Source organism: Tritonibacter mobilis (assembly GCF_001681715.1).
GTDB classification, from domain to species: domain Bacteria; phylum Pseudomonadota; class Alphaproteobacteria; order Rhodobacterales; family Rhodobacteraceae; genus Epibacterium; species Epibacterium mobile.
Genome location: NZ_LNWY01000005.1, coordinates 383,332 through 406,272, shown reverse-complemented (window position 1 = coordinate 406,272; position 22,941 = coordinate 383,332). Strand labels below are relative to the sequence as shown.

The following is a 22,941-nucleotide window of genomic DNA, read 5'->3' as shown; positions in this document are numbered from 1 at the left end:
AAAAAGCCCCGCTCGATGGCGGGGCTTCTTTCTTGTCGTGAGGTAGGTCAGCTCGGGCTCATGCCGCGCAGTCGCTCACTGCGCCGCCGCAGCATTTCCACTGTCGTAAGCAGGCAGATCGAGATCACAACCAGAATAGTCGCCACCGCAAGGATTGTGGGAGAGATCTGTTCGCGCAAACCAGTAAACATCTGCCATGGCAGCGTTTTCTGCCCAGCAGAGCCAACAAAGAGCACCACAACCACCTCGTCGAAGGAGGTGATGAATGCAAACAGACCGCCAGAGATCACACCCGGCAGGATGAGCGGCATCTGCACCCGGAAAAACGTGGTGACAGGACCAGCCCCCATGTTTGCGGCCGCACGTGTCAGAGAGCGATCAAAGCCCACAAGCGTCGCGGTCACAGTGATGATCACAAAGGGAATGCCCAGCGCGGCGTGCGCCAACACAACGCCAAAATACGTGCCCTGCAAACCGATGCGGCTGTAGAAGAAGTACATGCCCGCAGCAGAGATGATCAGTGGCACGATCATCGGTGAGATCAGGATCGCCATAATCGCACGACGGAAGGGCACATGCGGCTGGCTCAGGCCGATGGCGGCCAGAGTACCAAAGCCCACCGACAGAAGCGTCGCCATCGGAGCAATCGAAAGCGAATTCCAAAGCGCCTGTTGCCAGTCCGCGTTGGTGAAGAAGTCACGATAGTGCTTCAGCGAATAACCTTCGGGATCAAACCGCAGCATCTCGGGCGTGAAGGTAAAGAAGTTCTCCGCGTTGAACGACAGCGGCATCACCACGAGGATTGGCGTGATCAGGAACACGAAGATCGCGCCACAAATCACCCGAAAGCTGTAGTGCCACAACACCTGCCCCGGTGTCAGATAGGGAGCAAGAGTGGCGCGGTAGCGCGAGGTTGCGAGCCAGAAGATGAACCAGCCCGTGAACCACCCAAAAAGCGCGCCAATCACCAGAGCAGGAAACCCGCCGACGAAAAATCCTGCTACCGCAAAGACGGCCAGAACAGCCCAGCGGATCGGTTTTTCCTGTGCGGTGAGCGACGTGAAGACAAAGCCGAGGACGCCCAGAAGGACCGCCCCGATAATCAGGCCCAGAAAGCCCGATCCCTGAGCCGTGCCGACGAAGAGGCCAAAGAAGGCCCCAGCGCCGGCCGCCACTGCGGCGGTGAAAGCGGGAGTTTGGTTTTGAACAGGTGTAAGTGCCATGTTTTCTTATCCCAGCTTCACATTGTCGATGCCGACGATCTTGTCGTAGGCCCAGTAGAGCAGCAGAACCACCACGAGGAGGATCGTGCCCAGTGCCGCCGCAAGACCCCAGTTAAGAGACTGCGAGATGTGGAAGGCGATCCGGTTCGAGATGAACACGCCCTTCGTACCACCGACCAGTTCCGGCGTGATGTAGTAACCGATGGCCAGAATGAAGACGAGGATTGAACCCGCCCCGATGCCCGGTACCGACTGCGGAAAGTACACCCGCCAGAAAGCCGTCCAATTGGTCGCCCCCAGCGATTTTGCAGCCCGCAAATAAGACGGGTTAATTGTCTGCATCACCGAATACATCGGCAGGATCATAAACGGCAGCAGGATGTGGGTCATCGCCACAATGGTACCGAATTGGTTGTTGATCATCACCAGACGGTCATTGTCTGCTACGATGCCCAGCCAAACCAGAACGTCATTGATAACACCCTGTTGCTGCAACATGACTTTCCACGCCGATGTCCGCACCAATAGTGAGGTCCAGAACGGCAGCAGCACCAAGATCATGAGAACGTTCGCGGTGCGCGACGGCAGATTCGCCAAAATCCATGCCACCGGATAGCCAAGCACGATACAGCTGACCGTGATAGCAAGCGACATGATCATGGTGCGCAGGAACAATGTACCGTAGATGCGCTGGAGCTCAGGGCGCAGTTCAGGACCGTCATGGCCTTTCTGAAAATCAGCTGCATTCAGGAAGTAACCGTTCGTGTACTTGCTGGAGTAGGTCTTGATGGTGCGCCAAACTTCCGGATCTGCCCAATCCTCGTCAATGTCCACAAATGCATCGCGGGTAGACATGGTTTGCCACTCGGGCGACTGGATCGCTGCTGCGGCAGCTGCAAGACGTGCAGCAGTGTCTCCTTCAAACGCAGAGGCAGCATCGGGGTTGTCCGCGAGATCATGGTACAGCGCCATATAGACCGGCGCCCATGGCTCCTCTTTGGTCGGGCTGTCCTGATCTTCTGTCTGAATAGTGCGCGCCCACGCAGTATAAGCATCCGTCGCGCCGGGCAGAACCTCGGCCGCAGCGGAAGAATACTCAAACCGGGGTTCATCTTCGCCACCGGCCGATGCAGCCCAGCTTGGATCTGCAAAAAGCGCAATCAGCGCCTGCGGTTCTTCCCACGCCGGGTCTAGCTCAACGAATTGGTCCAGATAGACCTCGCCCATGTCATCGACTTTGCGGCCTGCCTTGCGAAACAGCGAGGAGATACCCGCGTTCTCATAGTTCAGACGCGATCCGACACGGGTGTGGACCTTCTTTTCGGCGGCGACAACCAGATCGTAGGCCAAAGCGTCAAACGTCGACTCTGGCGGTGCCTCGCCGCCGTCAGCGTCATAGGTTTGCACCGCTGCGGTTGTGCGCGGCAGCGTCTCAGAGACGATGCTGTTCTCAACTGATCGGAACAACATGTCGCCGATCGGGAGAATGAATGTCAGCAGAACAAAGAGAAGGAGCGGTGCGATCAAGGCCAGCGCGCGCATCTTCTGCATCCGGAGCGCCCGTGCGAGGCTACGCTTTAGCGGCGTGCCATCTGCAGCAAGGACCGGTCCGGTATCGGTTGTGTCGCTCATTTAAGGGAGCCCCCCGGGGTGTTGGTGCGGGTATTATTTTTATCTTTGGTGGAGAGAGGGCCAGAATGCCCGGCCCCCTCCCGGATCCGTACTCACATTACGTGCGAGAGATTATTGAGCCAGCCACGCCTGGAACTTTGCGTCCATATCGTCGCGGTTGTCTGCCCACCACTCGTAGTCATAGATGTGCACGTTGGTCGCGTTGGCCGGGTCGGTCGGCATATGCGGTGCCATGTCGATACCCAGTTCTTCGTGCTTACCCACCAGCGGTGCAGAGGATGCACGCGCAGGACCGTAGGAGATGTATTTCGCCTGATCGGCCAGACGCTGGGTGTCTGTGGCGAACTTCAGGAAGTCCATCACGCGCGCTTTACGATCTTCCGGCAGGCCTTCCGGTACGATCCAGCCATCCAGATCGAACGACTGCATGTCCCAAAGCATGCCGATGGGCTGGTCCTGCTCAGCAATCGCAGAGAACAGACGGCCGTTGAAGGTGGAGCCCATGACGACTTCGCCATCGGCCAGCAGCTGCGGGGTTTCCGCACCAGCAGTCCACCAGACAACGCTGTCTTTGATGGTGTCGAGCTTGGCGAGCGCACGGGCCACGCCTTCGTCGGTGCCCAGAACGTCATAGATCTCGTCCTTGGCAACGCCGTCGCAGAACAAAGCCCATTCCATGTTGTCGATCGGACGCTTCTGCAGCGCACGCTTGCCCGGGAAGGCTTCGAGGTCGAACACGTCGCAAACGGAGCTGGGCGCCGTGTCACCTACCAAATCGGTGCGGTAGCCGAATGTGGTGGAGTAAACGATCTGCGGAACAAAGCAGTCAGAGACAAGCAGGTCACCGAAGTCGTCAGACGCAGAGGTTCCGTCGGGAGCCGCAGCGAGGTCTTCGTCCGGGTCGATTTCCATCGCCAGACCTTCGTCGCACAGGCGCATCGCATCAGAAGCGACGACGTCAACCAGATCCCAGGTGACGTTACCCGCTTCGGACATCGCCCGCAGCTTTGCGGTGGCTTCAGCAGAGCTCTCATCCCAGACAACGGTCACGTCGGGATTCATTTCCAGATAAGGCTCAACGTAAGCTTTCAATTGGCTCTGCTGGTAGGCACCGCCCCAGGACACCAGGGTCATTTCATTCGCCATATCCGCAGCCAAAGCCATCGGCGCGCAGAGTGCGGTCGTGGCGGCCAGAGCCGACAGGTTACGCAATTTCATAGTGTATTCTCCTTGTTGAGACACTGAATCTTTTAGTTTGAGTTTCCGATGTGGGTCCCCCGATCCGTTTTTTTTCGCCGGGGGTTCCGATGCGCTGCCGGACGCGATCAAGCGTCCAGAGCGCGGCAGTCTTCGGGCAGCCAGCCGATTTCAATCTGCTGGCCGGGCTGAAGACGAACCTGATCAGGGGCGTTCCGGGTCTTGATGATGAACTCATCATTGCCCGCCACACGCAGGCGAGTGCGGAAGATGTCACCCATATAGATGAACTCCAACACTTCGGCCTTGAGCGTATGTACGCCTTCCTGCAGGCGTTCCTTATTATATTCCACACGTTCCGGGCGGATCGACACACGGGTGCGCTGACCGACCTCGGACACGTTGATGGGCATGGCATCAATCAACTCACCACCATCGAGCTGCACCAAGGCACGGCCTTCGCCAATTTCCTTGATCACACCTTCAAGCGTGTTGTTCTCGCCGATGAACTGCGCCACGAAACTGTTCGCAGGCTCTTCATACAATTGGTCCGGCGGTGCGAGCTGCTGAATGCGACCATCGTTGAACACGGCAACGCGGTCCGACATGGTCAGCGCTTCGGTTTGGTCGTGGGTCACATAAACTGTGGTGATCCCCAACTGGTGCGCCAAGTGGGTGATTTCGAACTGCATTTTTTCACGCAGCTGCTTGTCGAGCGCCCCGAGAGGCTCGTCCATCAGCACCAATTCGGGTTCAAACACCAGCGCGCGTGCAAGGGCGACACGCTGTTGCTGACCACCGGAGAGCTGCGCTGGGCGGCGGCCTCCGAAGTCCCCCATCTCCACCATATCGAGCGCGCGTTTGACTTTTGCTTCGCGCTCGGACTTGCCCAGTTTGCGTACCTCGAGCGGGAAGCTGAGGTTCTCGGCAATCGTCATATGTGGAAACAGGGCGTAATTCTGGAACACCATCCCGATGCCACGTTTGTGCGGTGGAATGTTGTTGATCGACACCCCGCCCAGCCGGATGTCGCCGTGAGTGGCGGTTTCAAAACCTGCCAGCATCATCAGACATGTTGTCTTTCCCGACCCCGACGGTCCCAGCATGGTCAGGAATTCGCCCTTGGGCATGGTGAGGTTTAGATCTTTGACGACGAGTGTCTCACCGTCATAGCTCTTTTGCACGCGTTCGAATTCAACGAACGCGTCAGTATTCGACGCATCGGCCAAATCAGGCTCCCCGTTTATGTTCTTATTTGTGGCGGATTTGCTCCGCTCTTGATGACTTAGTGTAAGCACAGTGCCGTTCCACTGTGCAACCGGCACGCATATGTCCGGTTCAGCTTCGCAGTGGGTTTCTTAACACTCTGGGACGATCACTCGATGCACCCGGTAGTTTTGCGACCCAAACTAGCTCTTTTGCGTCATATTGGGGTAATTTTACCGGTGAGTACAACAGGGCTGGCGAGGTTTTTTTTAGACGAATGCATAAAAAAGGGGCCACGCAGGGCCCCTTGTGATGAATTCGAATCACCAAACTGAGTGATCAAGTTGCAGATTTCAGCAGGTCTTGTGCCTGAAGTTCGGCATAACACTCGTCCAGTGATTTGGTCGCTCGTGCGATCAGCGTGTCGATTTCTTCCGGTGTGATCACCAGCGGCGGCGAGATAATCATCCGGTCGCCTACATGACGCATCACCAGATTGTTGGCAAAGCAACGCTCACGACAGATGAAGCCAACAGTGCCTGCATCGGAGTCGAAGGCTGCGCGCGTTTCTTTATTCGGTGTCAGGGCAATGGACCCCATCATACCGACAATCTTCGCTTCTCCGACCAGTGGGTGGTCCGTCAGCGCTTCCCATTTCTCCTTGAGATAGGGCGCAGCCACGTTCCGGACGTGATCCAATACGTTTTCTTCTTCAAGAATACGCAGGTTCTCTAGGGCCACAGCAGCGGCCACCGGGTGCCCGGAATAGGTATAGCCATGATTGAACTCATCCTGCGCAATCACACCCGCCACCTCGTCGGAGACAATGGAGCCACCAATCGGCGCGTAGCCTGAGGACAGCCCTTTGGCGATGGTCATGATGTCGGGGCGAATACCCATTGTCTCAGAACCGAACCAGTTCCCGGTGCGGCCAAAGCCACAAATCACCTCGTCTGCAATCAGCAGAATTTCATATTTATCACAGATACGCTGGATCTCGGGCCAATAGGTTGCGGGCGGCACGATAACACCACCAGCACCCTGCACAGGTTCCGCAATAAAGGCCGCGACCCGATCTTCGCCCAGCTCGAGAATGGCTTTCTCCAACTCTTGCGCGCGCTGAAGACCAAAGTCATCAGGGCTGGTATCGCCCCCTTCGGCCCACCAATGCGGTTGGTCGATGTGGTGAATATCCGGAATCGGCAGACCGCCCTGAGCATGCATGGCCGACATACCGCCAAGAGAACCAGAGCCCACCGAGGAACCGTGATAGGCGTTTTTACGTGAGATGATGATGGATTTGGTCGGTTTGCCCTTCATCGCCCAGTAATGACGCACCATGCGAATGTTGGTGTCATTGGCCTCCGAGCCGGAACCGGCAAAGAACACATTGTTCAGATCGCCCGGCGCCAGTTCAGCGATCTTTGCCGCAAGCGCAATGGCAGGCACATGGGTGGTCTGGAAGAAGGTATTATAATACGGCAGTTCGCGCATCTGGCGCGCTGCCACCTCGGCCAGTTCGTCGCGACCGTAGCCAATATTGACGCACCAAAGTCCCGCCATCGCATCGAGGATCTCGTGACCTTCGCTATCGGTCAGAGTGACGCCATTGGCGCGCGTGATGACCCGCGCGCCCTTCTGCGCCAGACCGCCGTTTGCGGTGAAAGGGTGCATGTGGTGCGCCGCATCCAGCGCCTGCAGTTCTGCGGTCGGCAGATGGTTGGTAATCGTCGTCATTGATGACACTCCTGAACGGGAAGCTTTCGTCCAGAATATGATCAAAAATCACACTGTCAATCGAATCAGTTGATCGGAGTCAGCCCCGCTCGAACCTGCTCCATGCCCTGCAAGACGTCCCGTTCCATCGCCAGCGCGACAAGATCCGCATCTTTTTTACGCAGGCCTTCAAGGATGTCTTTATGGCGGTCTGGAAAGCTCTGTGTGCCAAAGCGTCCGCAGACCACCCGAAGCGATGGGCCAAAGCGCAGCCAGAGACGATCCGCCAGATCCGCAAGGATCGGTGCATCCGCATGGGTATTGAGCCTGCTGTGGAACTCGTAGTTGAGCGCCAGATACCCGGCCACATCACCGTTGGCTATCGCGACATCCAATTGCAGATCGAGCGCTTCTAGCGCGTCTACAGCAGACGCAGGAATACGGGTCGCAGCACGACGAGCCAGCTCACATTCCATTGTTTTTCTTGCAAAAATAAGCTCATCCACATCTTCTGCACGAAGTTCAGGAACAGAAACGCGACGATTTCCCTGAAACACCAGCGCCCCGTCTGAGATCAATCTGCGGATCGCTTCACGCACAGGAGTCATGCCGCTGTCCAATGCTTCCACCAGACCCTGAATCGTCACCGCCTGCCCCGGCGCCAGTTCACCAAACAATATCTGCGCTCGCAGACGCTGATAAACTTGCTCATGCGCGGGGAGTTTTGCGGCCCCTTCAACGGGGGAAACGGATGGCGGATTTGGCACATTCACCGGGCTTGGATCCTTCTCATTTTCGGGCAGCTTGCACGAAGGAAATACAGATGAAAACATAAAGTGTCTTGCCGGATGAGGCAAAACTTGATCAAAATAGCCCACAGCCGGACGGAAAAGACGCCGGTATGCACAGGGGAGATTCTCATGAAAATCACAACGGCCACCATCGTGTCCGCCATCGCACTCAGCGTCGCAGCCGCCGCTTCGGCTGAGCAAGTGCGCGTCTACAACTGGTCCGACTACATCGACGAATCGCTGTTGGCGAAGTTCGAAGAAGAGACCGGCATTGACCTGATCTATGACGTTTTCGATTCCAATGAGCTGCTTGAGACCAAGATGCTCGCTGGTGGTTCTGGATATGACGTGGTGGTGCCTACCGGCTCATTCCTGCAGCGCCAGATCCAAGCGGGTGTGTTCCAGAAAATCGACAAGGATAAGCTGTCAAACTACGGCAATGTCTGGGACGTCATTCAGGATCGCACCGCGCGTTTTGACCCCAACAACGATTATTCGATCAACTACATGTGGGGCACCACAGGCATGGGGACCAATCTCGGCAAAGTGACCGAGGCCCTTGGCGAAGATGCTCCGATCGACAGTCTCTCGCTGGTCTTCGACCCCGCCAACATGGAAAAGCTGTCCGAATGCGGCGTGCATTTCCTTGATGCCCCGGATGAGTTGATCCCTGCCGCATTGACCTATCTCGGGCTAGACCCCAACAGCCACGAAAAAGACGATCTGGAGCAGGCAGCGGGCGTGCTGGAAGCCGTGCGCCCCTATGTGCAGAAATTCCACTCTTCTGAGTATATCAATGCGCTCGCGAATGGCGACATTTGCGTCGCCTTCGGCTGGTCCGGTGATATTTTGCAAGCCCGCGACCGCGCAGCCGAGGCTGATAACGGTGTGGAAATCGCTTACAACGCCCCATCTGAAGGTGCGTTGATGTGGTTCGATCAGATGGCCATTCCCACGGACGCACCCAACCCGGAGGGCGCACATAAATTCCTGAACTTCATCCTCGACGCTCAGAATATGGCCGCCGCATCGAACTATGTGTATTACGCCAATGGCAACAAAGCCTCGCAAGAGTTTCTGGCCGAAGACGTGATCGGTGATCCGGCGATCTACCCCTCTGCCGCGGCGATGGAAAACACATACATCAAAGGTCCATATCCGCAGAAAGTACAGCGCGTGGTGACACGCCTGTGGACCCGTGTGAAATCCGGCACCTGAGACCCATCAGACCGAACCTCCGGCAGGGCGTACACAAGCGCCCTGCCCCGACTGACAGAAGACGACGGGCAGGCTTTAGGCCGCCCGCATGGGGGCAGACTTGGCAATACCGGTATTTGAACCCTGGACCGATCCGCAGGCTAAGCCGCTGATCCAATTCCAGAATGTGACCAAACGCTTTGGCGATTTCACTGCAATCGACGACCTGACCATTGACATTTTTGAGCGCGAGTTCTTTGCGCTTTTGGGTCCGTCCGGCTGTGGAAAAACCACTATGATGCGGATGCTTGCAGGCTTTGAAGCCCCAACAGAAGGCAAGATCTTCCTTGCCGGGCAAGATATCGCACCCGTTCCCCCAAACCAGCGCGCTGTGAACATGATGTTCCAGTCCTACGCGCTGTTTCCTCACCTTAGTGTCTGGGAAAACATCGCCTTTGGCCTGAAACGCGAAGGCCTGCCTCGCAATGACATCAACGCCCGCGTCGAAGAGATGCTGCGCCTGACCCGGCTGGAAAAATTCGCCCGTCGCAAACCGCATCAGATTTCCGGCGGACAACGCCAACGGGTGGCACTGGCTCGCAGTCTCGCAAAAGCACCCAAACTGTTGCTCTTGGATGAGCCGCTCGGCGCACTCGATAAGAAACTGCGCGAAGAAACCCAGTTCGAACTGATGGACATTCAGGAAAAGACCGGCACCACCTTTGTGATCGTCACCCACGATCAGGAAGAAGCCATGACAGTGGCGAGCCGGGTCGCGGTGATGGACAATGGCAAGGTAATGCAAGTCGCCACACCTGCAGATATCTACGAGGCACCAAATTCCGTCTATGTCGCTGATTTCATTGGTGACGTTAATCTGATCGAGGGCACAGTTACCGCAACTGGCGAAGGCGTATATGCGCTGCACTGGCGCGAGGGTGCCGCACCTTTGGTCGTAAAATCACCCAACACAATCTCTGATGGCCAAATTGCACATCTGGCGATCCGCCCGGAGAAAGTCACCATCAGCGCCGACAAACCCGAAAGCGCCGACAATGCCGTGCAGGGCAAGGTCTTGGATATTGCCTATCTCGGCAACCTCTCGACCTACCACGTCGAACTGCCCACCGGCGATGTGATCAAGGCACAAACCGCCAACACTCGCCGCATTTCGCGTCGTGCCTACACATGGGAAGACACCGTCTGGCTGTCCTGGACAGCCACCGGCGGCGTCTTGCTGGGTGAGTGATGCGCCGTTTTTTTCTGATCGCTGTTCCCTACGTCTGGCTCTTGGCACTGTTTTTGGTGCCATTCATCATCGTCCTTAAAATCTCGCTCTCGGATGCGGCTATCGCGCGCCCCCCCTATGTCCCACAGTTCGAGTGGGCTGAGGGCATTCGCGCGTTCTTCGCAGAGCTGGATTTTGAAAACTTTACATGGCTCATCGAGGACGATCTCTACTGGAAAGCCTATCTCAGTAGCCTTCAGATCGCGCTGACATCGACCCTGCTGACGCTGATCGTGGGCTATCCCATCGCCTATGGCATGGCGCGCGCGCCCGAAGAATGGCGACCGACGCTGATGATGTTGGTGATTCTGCCGTTCTGGACCTCATTCCTGATCCGAGTCTATGCGTGGAAGGGCATCCTGTCGAACGAAGGCTTCCTCAATCAGTTCCTGATGTGGACAGGCCTTGTATCCGAACCGCTGCAGATCCTGAACACCACCACCGCCGTCTATATCGGCATCGTCTACACCTATCTGCCGTTTATGATTCTGCCGATCTATGCGGCGCTGGAGCGGATGGACGACAGCTTGATCGAGGCGGCCGAGGACTTGGGCTGTTCGCGCCTATCGGCGTTCTGGCTGGTGACCATACCCCTGTCCAAAGGGGGCATCATCGCAGGCTGTTTCCTCGTCTTTATCCCGGCAATGGGCGAATTTGTGATCCCTTCGTTGCTCGGCGGTTCTGACACGCTGATGATCGGCAAAGTGCTGTGGGAGGAGTTCTTCTCCAATCGCGACTGGCCGGTGGCGAGCGCGGTTGCAGTGATCCTGCTGTTGATCCTCGTGGTGCCGATCGTTTTGTTCCAACGCAATCAGCAAAAAGAACAGGAGGGCGACGCATGAAACGTCTGAGCGCATTCAATGTGGTCTCGCTGACGCTTGGCTTTGCCTTCCTCTATATTCCGATGCTGATCCTGATCCTGTTTTCCTTCAATGAAAGCAAACTGGTGACGGTCTGGGCAGGCTTTTCGACCAAATGGTACGGCGAGTTGATGCAGAACGAGGCCATGCTTCAAGCCGCATGGGTTACCGTAAAGGTTGCAGTATTCTCTTCAACCATCGCGACCGTGCTTGGAACCATGGCGGCCTACGTCATGGTACGCGGCGGGCGCTTTATGGGCCGGACGTTGTTTTCCGGCATGATCTACGCGCCTTTGGTCATGCCTGAGGTGATCACCGGCCTGTCGCTCTTGCTGCTGTTCATCGGCATCGGCTTGGACCGCGGCGTGCTGACGATTGTGCTGGCACATACCACGTTTGCCATGTGTTACGTTTCCGTTGTGGTCTCTTCACGGCTTGCGACATTTGATCGTTCGCTGGAAGAGGCGGCGCTGGATCTCGGGTGCTCTCAAGCACAAGCATTCCGCTTGGTCACGCTGCCAATTATCGCGCCTGCCGTGGTCTCCGGCTGGCTTTTGGCCTTCACCCTGTCGCTTGATGATCTGGTGATCGCTTCTTTCACAACCGGCCCGGCTGCCACGACCCTGCCGATCAAGATCTTCTCGGCCGTGCGGCTCGGTGTCAGCCCTGAGATCAATGCGCTCTCGACCATTATGATCGGCATCGTCACTGTCGGCGTGATCAGCGCATCGCTCATTAGCAAACGAGCCTTGGTAAAGCAGCGGCGCGAAGAACAGGAAGCGGTGCGTACCGCATGATGCGCCGCATCTTTTCCGACTACGCCTATGGGGCAAGTCCACGCAGCAACTGCTGGTGGGATGAGACCTGCCCTGCGCCCATCTGGCCGGAGCTTCAGGGGGATCAGACCGTTGATGTGGCGATCATCGGTGGCGGTTTCACCGGGCTTTCGGCCGCACTGCATATGTCGGAGGCGGGGCTAAAGGTTGCAGTGCTGGAAGCCGAAACACCCGGTTGGGGCGCATCAGGGCGCAATGGCGGATTTTGCTGCCTCGGCGGCGCAAAGCTTGGCGCGCGCGCCATGTCGCGCCTGCACGGCAGCCAGGAAACACAGGTTTATCAGGCGGGCGAGGAGGCCGCCGTCCACTTGGTAGAACAGTTGATCGCCCGCCACGGGATTGATGCGGATACACATTCACAGGGCGAAACCGTCATGGCGCATTCCGCCAAGGCCCGCACCGCTCTGATGCGAGAGGCCGCAGACACGCGATCGGAGTTCATCGACGCCCCTCAACTGGCTGCCCAGGGTCTGGGCGGAAACTTTCACGGCGCGCTCACCACCCCTGTGGGTTTTGCGCTCAATCCACGTAAATATCTCTTTGGTTTGGCAGATGCTGCGCAATCAGCAGGTGCAGATCTCTATCAAAACAGCCCCGCGCTCCGCCTACACCAAGACGGCAAACATTGGCACGCTGTCACGCCTAAAGGTCAGTTGCGCGCTGCACAGATGGTCATCGCAACCAACGGATATTCAAGCGAAAACCTGCCCGATTGGCTTGCAGGTCGCTACATGCCAGCACAGTCCACAGTGATGGTCACGCGGCCCATCACACCGGACGAACGGGCGATGCAGGGTTGGACATCAGCGCAGATGGCCTACGACACTCGCCATATGCTGCATTATTTTCGCCTGATGCCGGATGGGCGATTTCTGTTCGGGATGCGCGGAGGGCTGACGTCTTCACCCCGCTCCGAGCAAAAGATTCGCTCCCTACTGCGTCGCCATTTTGAAGGGCTGTTTCCTAAGTGGACGCATGTGGAAACCACACATAGTTGGTCCGGGATGGTCTGCCTTTCGCGAAACCTCGTGCCTTTCGTGGGGGCTGTTCCAGACCATCAGGGTTTGTTCGCGGGGCTTTGCTATCACGGCAATGGTGTTGCCATGGGTAGCTATTCCGGCGCGCTTTTGGCACAGCTCGTACAGGGTAACACCCCAGACATGCCCTATTCAAAGGTCCTGCAGCGCCTGCCTCGCTTCCCGTTGGGGCGCGCCAGACGTCTGCTGATGCCGCCTGCCTATGGGCTCCTGAGCCTGCTCGATTGAAGCTCGGCCACTTCCAGATCACACGCCTCCCGATCCCCGCGCCACGCACAATACGCCGCCATCCGCCAGTGGAACCAGGGTTTCAACGCATAATAGCGCGCCACCACCCTGCGATCCGGATAAGCTAAACCAAACTGCATCTCTTCCTCAGATGACAACACACGCCCGCGATAAAGGTGCTGCATTGCGGGCGAGAGAAACATTGCCAAATCTTCTGCCGGATCACCCAGCTGCGGACATTGCCAGTCGATCAAAGTCAAAGTGCCATCATGAGCCACGAGATTCCCGGGCACCGGATCGCCATGGATCAGGCAAACCTGCGATGTCGGCGGCACCACACCCCGCGGGGCGATCGACACTAAACCCGCGTCCGTAGAGCACTGCGCAAGAATCTCACGCGTTTGCTCTGTCAACGCACGAGATCCATTGCGGCCTGCTGGAAGATCCGGAAGCGCCGTTTGGTCATGCAGAATGCCCAACAGCCGCGCCACATGACCCGCATCTTCATGCCAGCGAGAACCCGCGACATGACGATAAATAAGCCATGCCCGCCCCTGCCACGTTCCATGCGCCAGATAACGCGGTGCCATACCGGTTCCATTGAGTGCCAATAGCACAGATCTTTCGCGTCCCCACTCGTTGGCAAATAGCGGGTTCTGACAGCCCTCTCGATAGAGTTTCACCACTCTGTCACCTGACCGCCAGACATAGTTGCTGCGTCCACCCGTCAACACAACAGGGGCAGACATAGACCAACCCTGCTGCGCCAGATGGCGAAACAGGGCTGTCTGGATCTCGTGTTGCGCAGATAGAGGCAAGAACGCTCCGCTGAACGGATCACCACCTGCCCCGGCGATCATGAGGCCCGGTTAATGCTGCGGATCAGGAACTGCCAGACGGCGTACCCGGGTCACGCAACGCTGTAACCGAGGTGGCGAGAATGGCGCTTCCACTCTCGAGGATCAAGGCCACTTCACCATTCACGTTTTGAGTTTCCTTAACAACGCCATAGACTTCCGCAACTTCTGAGAGGATCACTTCGCCCTTGGACGAGCTCTCAATCACAAAGGTATAAGAACCCTCGGGCAAGGTTTCGCCCTCCCCGTCCTTACCATTCCACTGGTAAGGCTCGGCAGAGACAGGCAATTCGACCCGCCCAACCTCATTTTCCTCGGCGTCATAGATGACCATTTCCACCTTATCCGCGACAGCAGCTGGATTCGGCGCCACAGAAATAGGAGTCGATCCATCAAAGTGAGCCGCGGCTTGCGCACGTACTTCTTTACCGACCCAACCGGTCAATTGAGACATATTGGAAAGCGACAGGGCCGTCAGCATACTGGTCAGCGTTTCATTAGTCAGAACCTGCTGTTCGACCGACGAGAACTGCGCCAGCTGCGCGGTATAATCAGACGAATCCATCGGCTCCAGTGGATCCTGATACTTCGCCTGAGTCGTCATCAGCCGTAAGAACGTTTCAAAATCTGATGTGAGCGCGCTGGTCGCAGATTGTTTGCCTGCGGCCGCGCCGCCAGTGGCCGTTTGCTGGGTACCTGCACCTGTAACTGGAGTGGTCATGCTCTTATATCCTTATATCCAGCCGGTCGGCTGCGATGTTCAATTGTTGTGACAATGGAAGGCCAGACTGCGTCTCCTCGACAGCGTCGCCTTCACCCTGAAGACCCGATCCACCTGCACCGCCATTTCCATCACCATCTTCGGATTGGCCCGCCTGCGCGTCAGAACCAAACTGGAAAGAGATGTCAGAAAAGCCCATTTCTTTGAATTCACGGGCCAAATCCTGAATATGCCGCCGCATCAGATCTTCGGTTTCAGGGCGTTCCGCATTGATGGTGACCGTGACACCCACATCGGTGGTCATCACGCGCATGTTCACATGCCCCAACTCACGCGGGTTCAGGGTCACGTCCACGTTGCGCTTGCCGCCAGTCGCGACGGCTTCTGCCAGTTGTTGTGCGACACGACGCGGTGTTTCAGCACGAAAGCTAGACGCACCTGATCGCACCGATGCCTCTGCCAACAGCTGTGGCAGAGCAAAGCTCTCTGCCCCGCGCTGGGTCAGGATATCCTCACCAACTTTCGCCGCATCGCCTGCGCCCATGAGGCTCGTGACCACGGCGGAACTTGACTTGAGGACGGTGTCGCTCAGTTGAGCTTGGGCTGTTGCCAAGGTCTGGGCCGTCCCGTTTGCAGCCGAATGCAACTGCCTCGTGTCGCCTGCGCTTATTTGAGCCCGAGCGCTCACAACTGTGGTCGCCGCCTGAGCCTGCACCGCCGTCAGAGGCATATCCCGAACACGAATTTCGTCTTTGCCCACCTCAACTGGAGGAGCTGTTTTCAAAGCCTCGGCTGACGTCATAGCTTGAGTTTGAACGACCGGCTGCCCTTTCGTCTCAGGTGGCATCGGACCGATCACCCGCTGCTGACGCACCTCTTTGTGCTGCGCATTCAGAAGTACGGATGTTTCATTGCGTTCCTGTGTTTCAGACAGAAGACCTGCACGGGTGGCAATGGGTTGACTGTCTTCAAACTTCGCTTCTGCCTGTGGCGCCGTGCGAGGCAAAGCTTCTGTTTTAGAAGGCGTTTCGACTGCTGATTCTTCAGTTACAGTCGATGTCTGCGCAAGCGGTGCTTGTACTGCAACTGCCCCGGCCTCTGCTACTATTTCAGCAGCGTCGCTCTCTTCTGATGTGTGAAACTCGGGATCTGTCTCCATATCCTCATCTGAGGAGGTCTCGCCCTCTTCGGCCGCGCTGTTACCCGCGACAAGCGGGTCAGCTTCAGCATCTTTATCGGATGTCTCAAAGGGGAGTGTCTCCTCAGAAGCGGGTGCTGATTCAAATTCAGGTGCTGGTGCTGGTCCGTCAGCTGGCTGATCACCATTCACCTCTTGTGACTTAGCATCTTCACCAGTTGGGGCCTCTGCCTCAATTTTTCCTTTGGAGGAGTTTTGATCTTGTTCGTTTGCTTTGCGGGCGAGGACGGACTCGAATGAATCACCGCCCCGGCGCGCCGGGTCTGTTCGCTTTGACGACTCAGCAGGCGTACTACCAACTGATTGAGTCGTAAGGATTTTCGTAATCATGATCCACCGGATGTTCTATCTCGTGTGCATCCTGAATAAATGAAATCGGTTACGGCATTTTTAACCGCTTTTCGCGAAACTGAAAAATATCGAAGAATTCGACACAGTATCAGGACTGAGGCAAAATGCCCGTAACACATGTTTCGACGCCCGTAACGGCGGTCACATATCCGCAAGCCAATGATCCAAAAGATCAAGCTTTGCGGCAGGCTGCGATTGATCTCGAAGCCTCCTTTCTTTCTGAAATGCTCAAAGCCGCTGGCCTCGGCAAAGCGCCTGAAGCCTTTGGTGGCGGTGCTGGTGAAGACCAGTTTGCCGGCCTTCTAGTCAATGAGCAGGCACGCGCAATGGCAGAAGCTGGCGGCATCGGGCTCGCAGAATCAATCTACAACTCACTGAAGGACTCTCAAGAATGAGCGCACTTACCGATCAAACCCCGCAAGCCATTATCAATGCGCTCGACACGCTGCTGGAAGAAGAGCGCGGTGCATTGACCAATGGCGAACTCCATAAACTTGAAGACATTCTCGCACGCAAAGAAGATCTGTTTGATCGCCTCAATAACATCACGGATCTGGAAAGCGGCGCACTCGAATCCGTGCAAAACAAAGTCACCCGCAATCAAGCTCTGCTCGGCAGCGCGATGCAAGGCATCAAGGCGGTCGCAAACCGTATGTCTGAACTGCGCAAAGTGAGAAAGGGTCTGGAGGTATACAATCAATCTGGTCAACGCACCCGTTTTGCCACCACAGGCAGCCTGAAACTGGAGAAGCGTGCGTAACGCAATCAGAGGTCTGGACAATTTTAAAAATGCAAATTGCGCCTTTAGCACTCTCTTAGCACCTAATACGCCAATGTCACCTTGCATCTCAAGCGAGGTGGCGCGGAAACCGAACGGTGAAGCACAGTCAGAACGACGACAGAGAGAGCTCCGGCAACGGAGCTGGGATTACCAAATCAAGGGCTAAAGTGCCCTAAATCAAAGGAACTCATGCTATGTCCAGCATTCTGACGAACAATGGTGCAATGGTTGCTCTGCAGACCCTTAAGTCTGTGAACAACGACCTGAACGACACCCAGAAAGCCATCTCCACCGGTAAGGAAATCGGAGTTGCAAAAGACAACTCAGCCGTTTGGGCGATCTCCAAAACCATGGAATCCGACATCGCGGGCTTTGAAGCGATCGAAGAAGGCCTGTCCATCGGCGAGGCAACCGTTGCCGTCGCATCCGCAGGCGCCGAACAGATCGTCGAAAAACTCACCGAAATCAAAGAACTGATCGTTTCCGCTCAGTCCGAAAACGTTGACCACGGCAAGATCCAAGACGACATTTCGTCCAAGGTTGATCAGGTCGCCGCAATCATCTCCGCTGCACAATTCAACGGCGCCAACCTGCTGGCGACCGATGTTGACGGCAACGGCGCGACCAACGTAGGCGTTCTGGCCTCGCTGGACCGTGTTGGCGCAGGTGGTACAGTCTCCGCAGTTGAGATCACCATCGACTCCGTCGATTTTGAAGGTGATCTGGATCTTTCCTCTTCGCTGACTGCAATCACCGACACAACGACTGCAGCAACTGCACTCACTGAGATCGAGACCTTCCTGCAGACAGCTATTACTGGTGCTGCGGCTCTTGGTGCCGACTCCGCTCGCCTCGACGATCAGTCCGAATTCGTAAGCAACCTGGTCGACTCCATGACCATGGGTGTCTCGACAATGACCGACACCGACATGGAAGAAGCATCTGCTCGCCTCTCGGCCCTGCAAACCCAGCAGGAACTCGCAGTGCAGTCGCTGACCATTGCGAACGAAGCGCCGGGCTCACTGCTGCAGCTCTTCCGCTAAATCCGCCTTTGAGTTGGGGCGCTTAACAGCGCCCCAACTACCTTACTTCTCTGAGAATCAGTGAAAAATAATACGTTAGGATAACACGTGAATGCCCTTCTAAAGGCGAAGAGCGCCTATGCGGCGGCAAAAGCCCCGACCCGTACAGCACGGAACACCGAGTATGAAATCCTTGCCCGTATCACACATCGAATGATCGTGGCGAATGGCAAGGGCTCGGATGGATTCAAGGATCTTGTCGCAGCGGTTTCCGACAATCGCAAACTCTGGACACTCTTCACTTCAGATTTGGCCAAGGACGGCAACAAACTGCCGGACGAGTTGAAACAACGCCTGTTTCATCTGGCTCGCTTCACGCGTGAACACAGCAGCAAAGTTCTGGCTCGTAAGGCGTCAGTGCAGCCGCTGGTCGAAATCAACACAGCCATCATGCGTGGCCTTAGAAGCGGAGCGTCCTGAAAATGAGTGGATTGGTCCTTAAACTCGCCCCTAAAGAGCGTGTCCTGGTCAATGGAGCCGTAATCGAAAACGGAGATCGCCGCAGTCGCTTGTCGATCGTCACCCCTGATGCGCATATCCTGCGCCTACGGGACGCGATTCACCCAGAACAAGCGAATACGCCGGTACGCCGGGTCTGCTATGCAGCACAGCTGGTGCTGTCAGGTGATGTCGATCCCGAAGAGGATCGTCTACCAATGCTGCGTCGGATCGAAGAGTTGAGCCAGGTCTTCACCGACCCGGACAGCCGTGCGGCCCTGTCAGAAGCAACCGAAGCTGTGATCAGCAACAACCACTACCGTTGCCTCAAAGCATTACGTGCTTTGTTACCCCGGGAGGAACGGCTCATGGCCGTCAGAGCGCAATGACCTATACACCGCTCATTCCTTCATCAGGGGTTGCGGGCTGGAATTTTCTGCAATCGACCTATGACCGGCAATACGACGCCTTCGTCAAGTCGGGAAGCTTGAAAAACGATAGTGAGTACTTCGCCGAGAATATCGGCGGAGTTACCTCCAGCGAGGATTTACTGAACGACCGCCGCCTGCTTCAGGTGGCGGTTAAGGCGTTTGGTCTCGAGGAGGAGATCAACTATCGCGCCCTGCTGCAACGTGCGCTCAATGAAGGCACATCTGCCAGCGATGCGCTTGCCAACACGATGAATGACGAGCGCTACGTTGAGTTTTCCAACGCCTTTGGGTTTGGTCCCGGGCAGTCCCCGATGACCAGTGACAGCAAAGCCATGCAGGCGGTGATTGACAAGTTCCAGTCTGCCTCGTTTGAAGAAGCCGTTGGCGAAGTTGATGAAACAATGCGCACGGCTTTGTTTGCCAAACGCGCCATGATCGAAGTATTCGGCGAGCCGGACGAAGACGATGTATCACAACTCAGCGTGAAAGAGCGTGCGCTGCGAGAGTTTGATCTCTCGATGAAAGAGATCAATGGCAAGGGCGATGACGTACCCGGCGTAACCTCTGTCGAGGATCAATGGCAGGACATCGTTCAGCGCGATACGTTGCGAGAATTCTTTGACACAACATTACGTATCCCAGCGGGTGCTGCGGGCCTCGAGGAAGATGAGCGTATCCAACTCTACCGCGAACGCGCACAGGTTGTTTTTGGCACCGATGATCCGACCGTGTTCTTCTCTGGAGAGAATAAGGGAATCATCGTGTCTGCGTTTAAAACACGCGCCACGGTTGATGGAGATGACGTAGCTGAAATCGCCAAGATCGCAAAACTATCAGAGCACATCCTTGATCAGATGGTGTCTCGCGACGCCGCATTGAATGAGGAATGGGACTTCATCTCGCGCCAAGAGCCATTGGCAGAATTTATGAAAGTTGCCCTCGAACTGCCTGACGATATCGCGACACGCAACACCAGTGACGCGATGCGGATTTATCGGGAAAAAGCGATCGAAGTGTTTGGTACTGATGATCCAAACATCTTTGCCAGCGCCGCCAACTTGGACGCTACGTTGAACACGTATCGAGAAAACGCTGCCGAAGCCGGCATGAGAAGCAGTGAAATTTCGGGAAATCTCCGCACCGTAGAAACGATCCTGAAATTCTCATTTGGTAAGGAAGATGCGGTTGACGGAGGAGACACAGATGCCGCTGACACTGCAGCAGTTGACGCAGGCTGGTACAGTATCATGGGCCAAACAGGTGTGCCTCGTTTCCTGAATACGGCTCTTGATGTATCGTCAGGGCTTGAACCGGGTGAGACCTTTGAAGCGCTGACAGTCGAAGAGCAGCTTGCAATCTATAAAGAAAAAGCGGTCGAAATTTTCGGGACCGATGATCTCAAGGAACTAACCGGCCCCTACCAGATGGGCGCCGTGAGCGAGGCCTACAGAACCAACGCCGAGGCCGCTGGTGAAAGTGAATTTTTCATTACCTATTACTCTCAGATCGCTGAACGGGAGTTAGATATCCTGTTCCAAAGTGATGAAACCGATGCTGAAAAAGAATTTGAAGAGGCATTGGAAAAATTGCGGACCATGAACGACGAAGATGATGGCCCCAGCGCCAATTCGCAATGGTACACGATCATGGGCCAGCAAGCGATGACGGAGTTCATGCAGGTCGCTCTTGGATTACCCAAGGAAGTCGGACAAATGGATATCGATCAGGCTGTTGGGGTATATCGGCGCAAGGCAGAACAAGTGCTGGGCACTGACAAACCTTCAGAGTTCATTTCTCGCGATAAGATGGATGAGTTGGTCAACATGTACCTGACGCGCTCGCAAATGAACAATATCAGCAGCGGATACAGCTCTGGTAGTGCGGCGTTGATGATGTTGCGTAGCTAAACCTTCAAAGTCTGACAAAATGAAAAACGCCCCTGCTTCACGGGGCGTTTTTCTATCTGATCGACTAAATTTGAATTGATGTTGGGCGGCCAAGACTCAGCCGCGCCGACCTTGCAGGCCAGTTGCTACCGCTTCAGGCGATCGAATACCCACTATCGGCCGCCGCCAGCACGCCGCAACAAGAGCGCCAAACGGTTGAAACTTCCCTGGGTGCCGTCAGTTTCGTTGCGTCCAAAAAAGGAATCGAGCTCGGGCCAGATTTTGACCGCCTGATCCAGCACCAAGTCATTGCCTTCTGAATACAGGCCCGCACGGATCATCACCTCGGATTGCTCATAAGCGCCAAGGAACTTGCGGACCGCCAAAATCATCTCATTTTCTTCTTTTGTCGCTGCCGCAGGCAGGCTGCGCGAAACGGAGCGTGAAACATCGATGGCTGGGAACCGCCCGCGTTCCGCAATCTCCCTATTCAGTACAATGTGGCCATCCAAAACCCCGCGCAAAATATCGGCAATGGGCTCATCCATGTCGGAGCCCGCGACAAGAACGCTGAATACCGCAGTAATGTCACCCTGGCCTTCCAGGCCGGGTCCAGCGCGTTCGCAAAGCCCCGTAATCAATGGCGTCACGGAAGGCGGGAAACCACGAAGGGCCGGTGCCTCACCAGAGGCAACAGCAATTTCACGATGAGCTTCAGCAAACCGCGTAATGGAATCGGCCATAAACAGTACGTTTAAGCCCTGATCACGGAAGTGTTCTGCCACTGACATCGCCGACCACGCGCAGCGTCTGCGTACCAAAGCAGACTGATCAGAGGTTGCCGCCACGACAACCGCACGCTTCATCCCCTCCGGCCCAAGTACCTCCTTCACGAAGTGATTCACCTCGCGCCCACGTTCGCCAATCAATGCCATAACAACGACGTCGGCTTCCATGTTTTGCGCCAACTGCGCCATCAAGGTTGATTTCCCGACACCCGATCCCGCAAAAAGACCAATCCGCTGGCCTGTTACGATGGGAAGCACCGTATTGAGGATGGCAAGCCCGGTCGAGAGGCGTTTGCCCAAGCCACGACGGGCTGCGGCTTTGGGAGGGCTTTCCATCAGATCACGGCTCTCGACCCCACGCAGCATAGGTTTGCCGTCCAAAGGCTCGCCAAAGGGATCAATGACGCGGCCGATCCAGCTGTTATCCGGCGCAAATTCCGGTGTTTCAAAGAGAAGCACCGCATCCCCTATGGATGCACGTTCCGGCGCAGTGTCCGGTAACATACGAATATGATTGGCACCGATCGCCAGCACCTCGCCATGGAGATCATCCTTTTTGCCGCGCCGGAGAACGAGTCGATCCCCAATGCGAGCCTGTGTCTCAAGGCCGGACACTTCGATCTCGCCACCCGAGATACCTGTCACCCGCCCCATGGGGGCAGCAAGGCGGGTATTGGCCAGTTCCTGACTGAGCGCCTGGATCGATTTCATCATCTGCGGGTTCTCCAACATTCCTCTGAAAACAATTTCTAAAGGAATCAGGGTTAAGCCTTGATTGAAATTGATCGAGGGAGAAGCCCCGGTGTTCGAAAGACTGAATGTTTTTAATATCGCCTATTCAATGGCGACTCATGCGGGCAAGCGCCAGGCGCTTGTCTCGGAAAATATCGCAAACGCGGATACCCCCGGGTATCTCGCGAAGGATATTAAACCCTTCAAAGAAGTCTTTGCTGCAGGCGAAGCGCAGGGCGACATGATTGCCTCGCGCAGTTCGCACATCAATGGCGCAAATGGCTCCGGGTTTGATTGGGCCGTCACCACGGACGATTCGGCCGTAGACCCCAACGGTAACTCCGTCTCACTTGAGGAGCAGATCCTCAACGGTATCGAAGCCAAGCGGCAACATGACCGCGCATTGGCTGTGTACCGATCATCCATGAACGTGCTGCGCGCCAGCCTTGGCCGTAGCTAATCAAG

The 22,941-nt window shown here is 56.1% G+C and carries 22 protein-coding genes; 12 read left to right on the top strand and 10 right to left on the bottom strand.

Annotated features, from left to right (window positions below):
* Positions 1–47 precede the first annotated feature (47 nt).
* The 6 genes from UB90_RS06045 to UB90_RS06020 all read right to left on the bottom strand — a co-directional run bounded on the left by UB90_RS06045 (position 48) and on the right by UB90_RS06020 (position 7,807).
* Entirely contained in the window at positions 48–1,223 is a 1,176-nt protein-coding gene (locus UB90_RS06045) for an ABC transporter permease (RefSeq protein ID WP_065325515.1), read from the bottom strand.
* Positions 1,224–1,229: 6 nt separating this feature from the next.
* A complete protein-coding gene (locus UB90_RS06040; RefSeq protein WP_065325516.1) occupies positions 1,230–2,855 on the bottom strand; it encodes an ABC transporter permease in 1,626 nt (541 codons plus the stop codon).
* A 111-nt stretch (positions 2,856–2,966) separates the two neighbouring features.
* The gene (locus tag UB90_RS06035; protein WP_065325517.1) at positions 2,967–4,073 is read right to left on the bottom strand and encodes an extracellular solute-binding protein; all 1,107 of its coding nucleotides are present in this window, start codon (positions 4,071–4,073) and stop codon (positions 2,967–2,969) included.
* 107 nt (positions 4,074–4,180) lie between these two features.
* A complete protein-coding gene (locus tag UB90_RS06030) occupies positions 4,181–5,281 on the bottom strand; it encodes an ABC transporter ATP-binding protein (RefSeq protein ID WP_009177852.1) in 1,101 nt (366 codons plus the stop codon).
* Between the two features lie 316 nt (positions 5,282–5,597).
* Complete coding sequence (locus UB90_RS06025) at positions 5,598–6,995, bottom strand: aspartate aminotransferase family protein (protein WP_065325518.1); 1,398 nt, start codon at positions 6,993–6,995, stop codon at positions 5,598–5,600.
* A gap of 65 nt (positions 6,996–7,060) precedes the next feature.
* Entirely contained in the window at positions 7,061–7,807 is a 747-nt protein-coding gene (locus UB90_RS06020) for a GntR family transcriptional regulator (protein WP_039983282.1), read from the bottom strand.
* Between the two features lie 87 nt (positions 7,808–7,894).
* Here UB90_RS06020 and UB90_RS06015 point away from each other — a divergent pair, with 87 nt between their 5' ends.
* The 5 genes from UB90_RS06015 (at position 7,895) to UB90_RS05995 (ending at position 13,211) form a co-directional block, all read left to right on the top strand.
* Complete coding sequence (locus UB90_RS06015; protein ID WP_065325519.1) at positions 7,895–8,983, top strand: polyamine ABC transporter substrate-binding protein; 1,089 nt, start codon at positions 7,895–7,897, stop codon at positions 8,981–8,983.
* An 88-nt stretch (positions 8,984–9,071) separates the two neighbouring features.
* Complete coding sequence (locus UB90_RS06010; RefSeq protein WP_009178085.1) at positions 9,072–10,211, top strand: ABC transporter ATP-binding protein; 1,140 nt, start codon at positions 9,072–9,074, stop codon at positions 10,209–10,211.
* Positions 10,211–11,092, top strand: a complete 882-nt coding sequence (locus tag UB90_RS06005; RefSeq protein WP_005607984.1) for an ABC transporter permease subunit — start codon at positions 10,211–10,213, stop codon at positions 11,090–11,092. The genes UB90_RS06010 and UB90_RS06005 overlap by 1 nt, the downstream gene beginning before the upstream one ends.
* Positions 11,089–11,907, top strand: coding sequence for an ABC transporter permease (locus tag UB90_RS06000; RefSeq protein WP_009178010.1), 819 nt, complete (start codon positions 11,089–11,091; stop codon positions 11,905–11,907). Before UB90_RS06005 ends, UB90_RS06000 begins: the two co-directional genes overlap by 4 nt.
* A complete protein-coding gene (locus UB90_RS05995; RefSeq protein ID WP_065325520.1) occupies positions 11,904–13,211 on the top strand; it encodes an NAD(P)/FAD-dependent oxidoreductase in 1,308 nt (435 codons plus the stop codon). The genes UB90_RS06000 and UB90_RS05995 overlap by 4 nt, the downstream gene beginning before the upstream one ends.
* On the opposite strand, the gene UB90_RS05990 is transcribed toward UB90_RS05995, so the two are convergent.
* Genes UB90_RS05990 through UB90_RS05980 form a run of 3 tightly spaced genes read right to left on the bottom strand, consistent with a single transcriptional unit; the run spans position 13,184 to position 15,948 of the window.
* A complete protein-coding gene (locus tag UB90_RS05990; RefSeq protein ID WP_065325521.1) occupies positions 13,184–14,071 on the bottom strand; it encodes a phosphotransferase in 888 nt (295 codons plus the stop codon). The genes UB90_RS05995 and UB90_RS05990 overlap by 28 nt on opposite strands.
* 22 nt (positions 14,072–14,093) lie before the next feature.
* Positions 14,094–14,789, bottom strand: a complete 696-nt coding sequence (locus UB90_RS05985; RefSeq protein ID WP_065325522.1) for a flagellar hook assembly protein FlgD — start codon at positions 14,787–14,789, stop codon at positions 14,094–14,096.
* 4 nt (positions 14,790–14,793) lie between these two features.
* Positions 14,794–15,948, bottom strand: a complete 1,155-nt coding sequence (locus UB90_RS05980) for a flagellar hook-length control protein FliK (protein ID WP_227512118.1) — start codon at positions 15,946–15,948, stop codon at positions 14,794–14,796.
* A gap of 494 nt (positions 15,949–16,442) precedes the next feature.
* On the opposite strand from UB90_RS05980, the gene UB90_RS05975 reads away from it, so the two are divergent.
* From UB90_RS05975 to UB90_RS05950, 6 genes are all read left to right on the top strand, one after another.
* A complete protein-coding gene (locus tag UB90_RS05975; protein ID WP_065325524.1) occupies positions 16,443–16,733 on the top strand; it encodes a rod-binding protein in 291 nt (96 codons plus the stop codon).
* Positions 16,730–17,098: a flagellar protein FlgN gene (locus tag UB90_RS05970; RefSeq protein WP_005607966.1), complete on the top strand. Its 369-nt coding sequence runs from the start codon at positions 16,730–16,732 to the stop codon at positions 17,096–17,098. Before UB90_RS05975 ends, UB90_RS05970 begins: the two co-directional genes overlap by 4 nt.
* A gap of 215 nt (positions 17,099–17,313) precedes the next feature.
* Complete coding sequence (locus tag UB90_RS05965; protein ID WP_009177357.1) at positions 17,314–18,162, top strand: flagellin N-terminal helical domain-containing protein; 849 nt, start codon at positions 17,314–17,316, stop codon at positions 18,160–18,162.
* 87 nt (positions 18,163–18,249) lie between these two features.
* Positions 18,250–18,621 carry a flagellar biosynthesis regulator FlaF gene (flaF, locus tag UB90_RS05960; RefSeq protein WP_005607961.1) on the top strand — a complete coding sequence of 124 codons (372 nt, stop codon included), beginning with the start codon at positions 18,250–18,252 and terminating at the stop codon, positions 18,619–18,621.
* A 2-nt stretch (positions 18,622–18,623) separates the two neighbouring features.
* Positions 18,624–19,028: a flagellar biosynthesis repressor FlbT gene (flbT, locus tag UB90_RS05955; protein ID WP_005607958.1), complete on the top strand. Its 405-nt coding sequence runs from the start codon at positions 18,624–18,626 to the stop codon at positions 19,026–19,028.
* On the top strand, positions 19,025–20,977 hold the full coding sequence (locus UB90_RS05950; protein WP_065325525.1) for a DUF1217 domain-containing protein: 1,953 nt from the start codon (positions 19,025–19,027) through the stop codon (positions 20,975–20,977). The genes flbT and UB90_RS05950 overlap by 4 nt, the downstream gene beginning before the upstream one ends.
* Positions 20,978–21,129: 152 nt before the next feature.
* On the opposite strand, the gene UB90_RS05945 is transcribed toward UB90_RS05950, so the two are convergent.
* A complete protein-coding gene (locus tag UB90_RS05945) occupies positions 21,130–22,458 on the bottom strand; it encodes a FliI/YscN family ATPase (protein WP_065321589.1) in 1,329 nt (442 codons plus the stop codon).
* Between the two features lie 88 nt (positions 22,459–22,546).
* Here UB90_RS05945 and UB90_RS05940 point away from each other — a divergent pair, with 88 nt between their 5' ends.
* The gene (locus UB90_RS05940) at positions 22,547–22,936 is read left to right on the top strand and encodes a FlgB family protein (RefSeq protein ID WP_046002044.1); all 390 of its coding nucleotides are present in this window, start codon (positions 22,547–22,549) and stop codon (positions 22,934–22,936) included.
* The last annotated feature ends 5 nt before the right edge of the window (positions 22,937–22,941 follow it).

Bases quoted from the DNA above. Each gene is read 5' to 3' on its own strand.
- UB90_RS06045 (WP_065325515.1), bottom strand. From the start codon at position 1,223: ATGGCACTTACACCTGTTCAAAACCAAACTCCCGCTTTCACCGCCGCA.
- UB90_RS06040 (WP_065325516.1), bottom strand. From the start codon at position 2,855: ATGAGCGACACAACCGATACCGGACCGGTCCTTGCTGCAGATGGCACG.
- UB90_RS06035 (WP_065325517.1), bottom strand. From the start codon at position 4,073: ATGAAATTGCGTAACCTGTCGGCTCTGGCCGCCACGACCGCACTCTGC.
- UB90_RS06025 (WP_065325518.1), bottom strand. From the start codon at position 6,995: ATGACGACGATTACCAACCATCTGCCGACCGCAGAACTGCAGGCGCTG.
- UB90_RS06020 (WP_039983282.1), bottom strand. From the start codon at position 7,807: ATGTTTTCATCTGTATTTCCTTCGTGCAAGCTGCCCGAAAATGAGAAG.
- UB90_RS06015 (WP_065325519.1), top strand. From the start codon at position 7,895: ATGAAAATCACAACGGCCACCATCGTGTCCGCCATCGCACTCAGCGTC.
- UB90_RS06010 (WP_009178085.1), top strand. From the start codon at position 9,072: ATGGGGGCAGACTTGGCAATACCGGTATTTGAACCCTGGACCGATCCG.
- UB90_RS06005 (WP_005607984.1), top strand. From the start codon at position 10,211: ATGCGCCGTTTTTTTCTGATCGCTGTTCCCTACGTCTGGCTCTTGGCA.
- UB90_RS06000 (WP_009178010.1), top strand. From the start codon at position 11,089: ATGAAACGTCTGAGCGCATTCAATGTGGTCTCGCTGACGCTTGGCTTT.
- UB90_RS05995 (WP_065325520.1), top strand. From the start codon at position 11,904: ATGATGCGCCGCATCTTTTCCGACTACGCCTATGGGGCAAGTCCACGC.
- UB90_RS05990 (WP_065325521.1), bottom strand. From the start codon at position 14,071: ATGATCGCCGGGGCAGGTGGTGATCCGTTCAGCGGAGCGTTCTTGCCT.
- UB90_RS05985 (WP_065325522.1), bottom strand. From the start codon at position 14,789: ATGACCACTCCAGTTACAGGTGCAGGTACCCAGCAAACGGCCACTGGC.
- UB90_RS05980 (WP_227512118.1), bottom strand. From the start codon at position 15,948: ATGGAGACAGATCCCGAGTTTCACACATCAGAAGAGAGCGACGCTGCT.
- UB90_RS05975 (WP_065325524.1), top strand. From the start codon at position 16,443: ATGCCCGTAACACATGTTTCGACGCCCGTAACGGCGGTCACATATCCG.
- UB90_RS05970 (WP_005607966.1), top strand. From the start codon at position 16,730: ATGAGCGCACTTACCGATCAAACCCCGCAAGCCATTATCAATGCGCTC.
- UB90_RS05965 (WP_009177357.1), top strand. From the start codon at position 17,314: ATGTCCAGCATTCTGACGAACAATGGTGCAATGGTTGCTCTGCAGACC.
- flbT (WP_005607958.1), top strand. From the start codon at position 18,624: ATGAGTGGATTGGTCCTTAAACTCGCCCCTAAAGAGCGTGTCCTGGTC.
- UB90_RS05950 (WP_065325525.1), top strand. From the start codon at position 19,025: ATGACCTATACACCGCTCATTCCTTCATCAGGGGTTGCGGGCTGGAAT.
- UB90_RS05945 (WP_065321589.1), bottom strand. From the start codon at position 22,458: ATGATGAAATCGATCCAGGCGCTCAGTCAGGAACTGGCCAATACCCGC.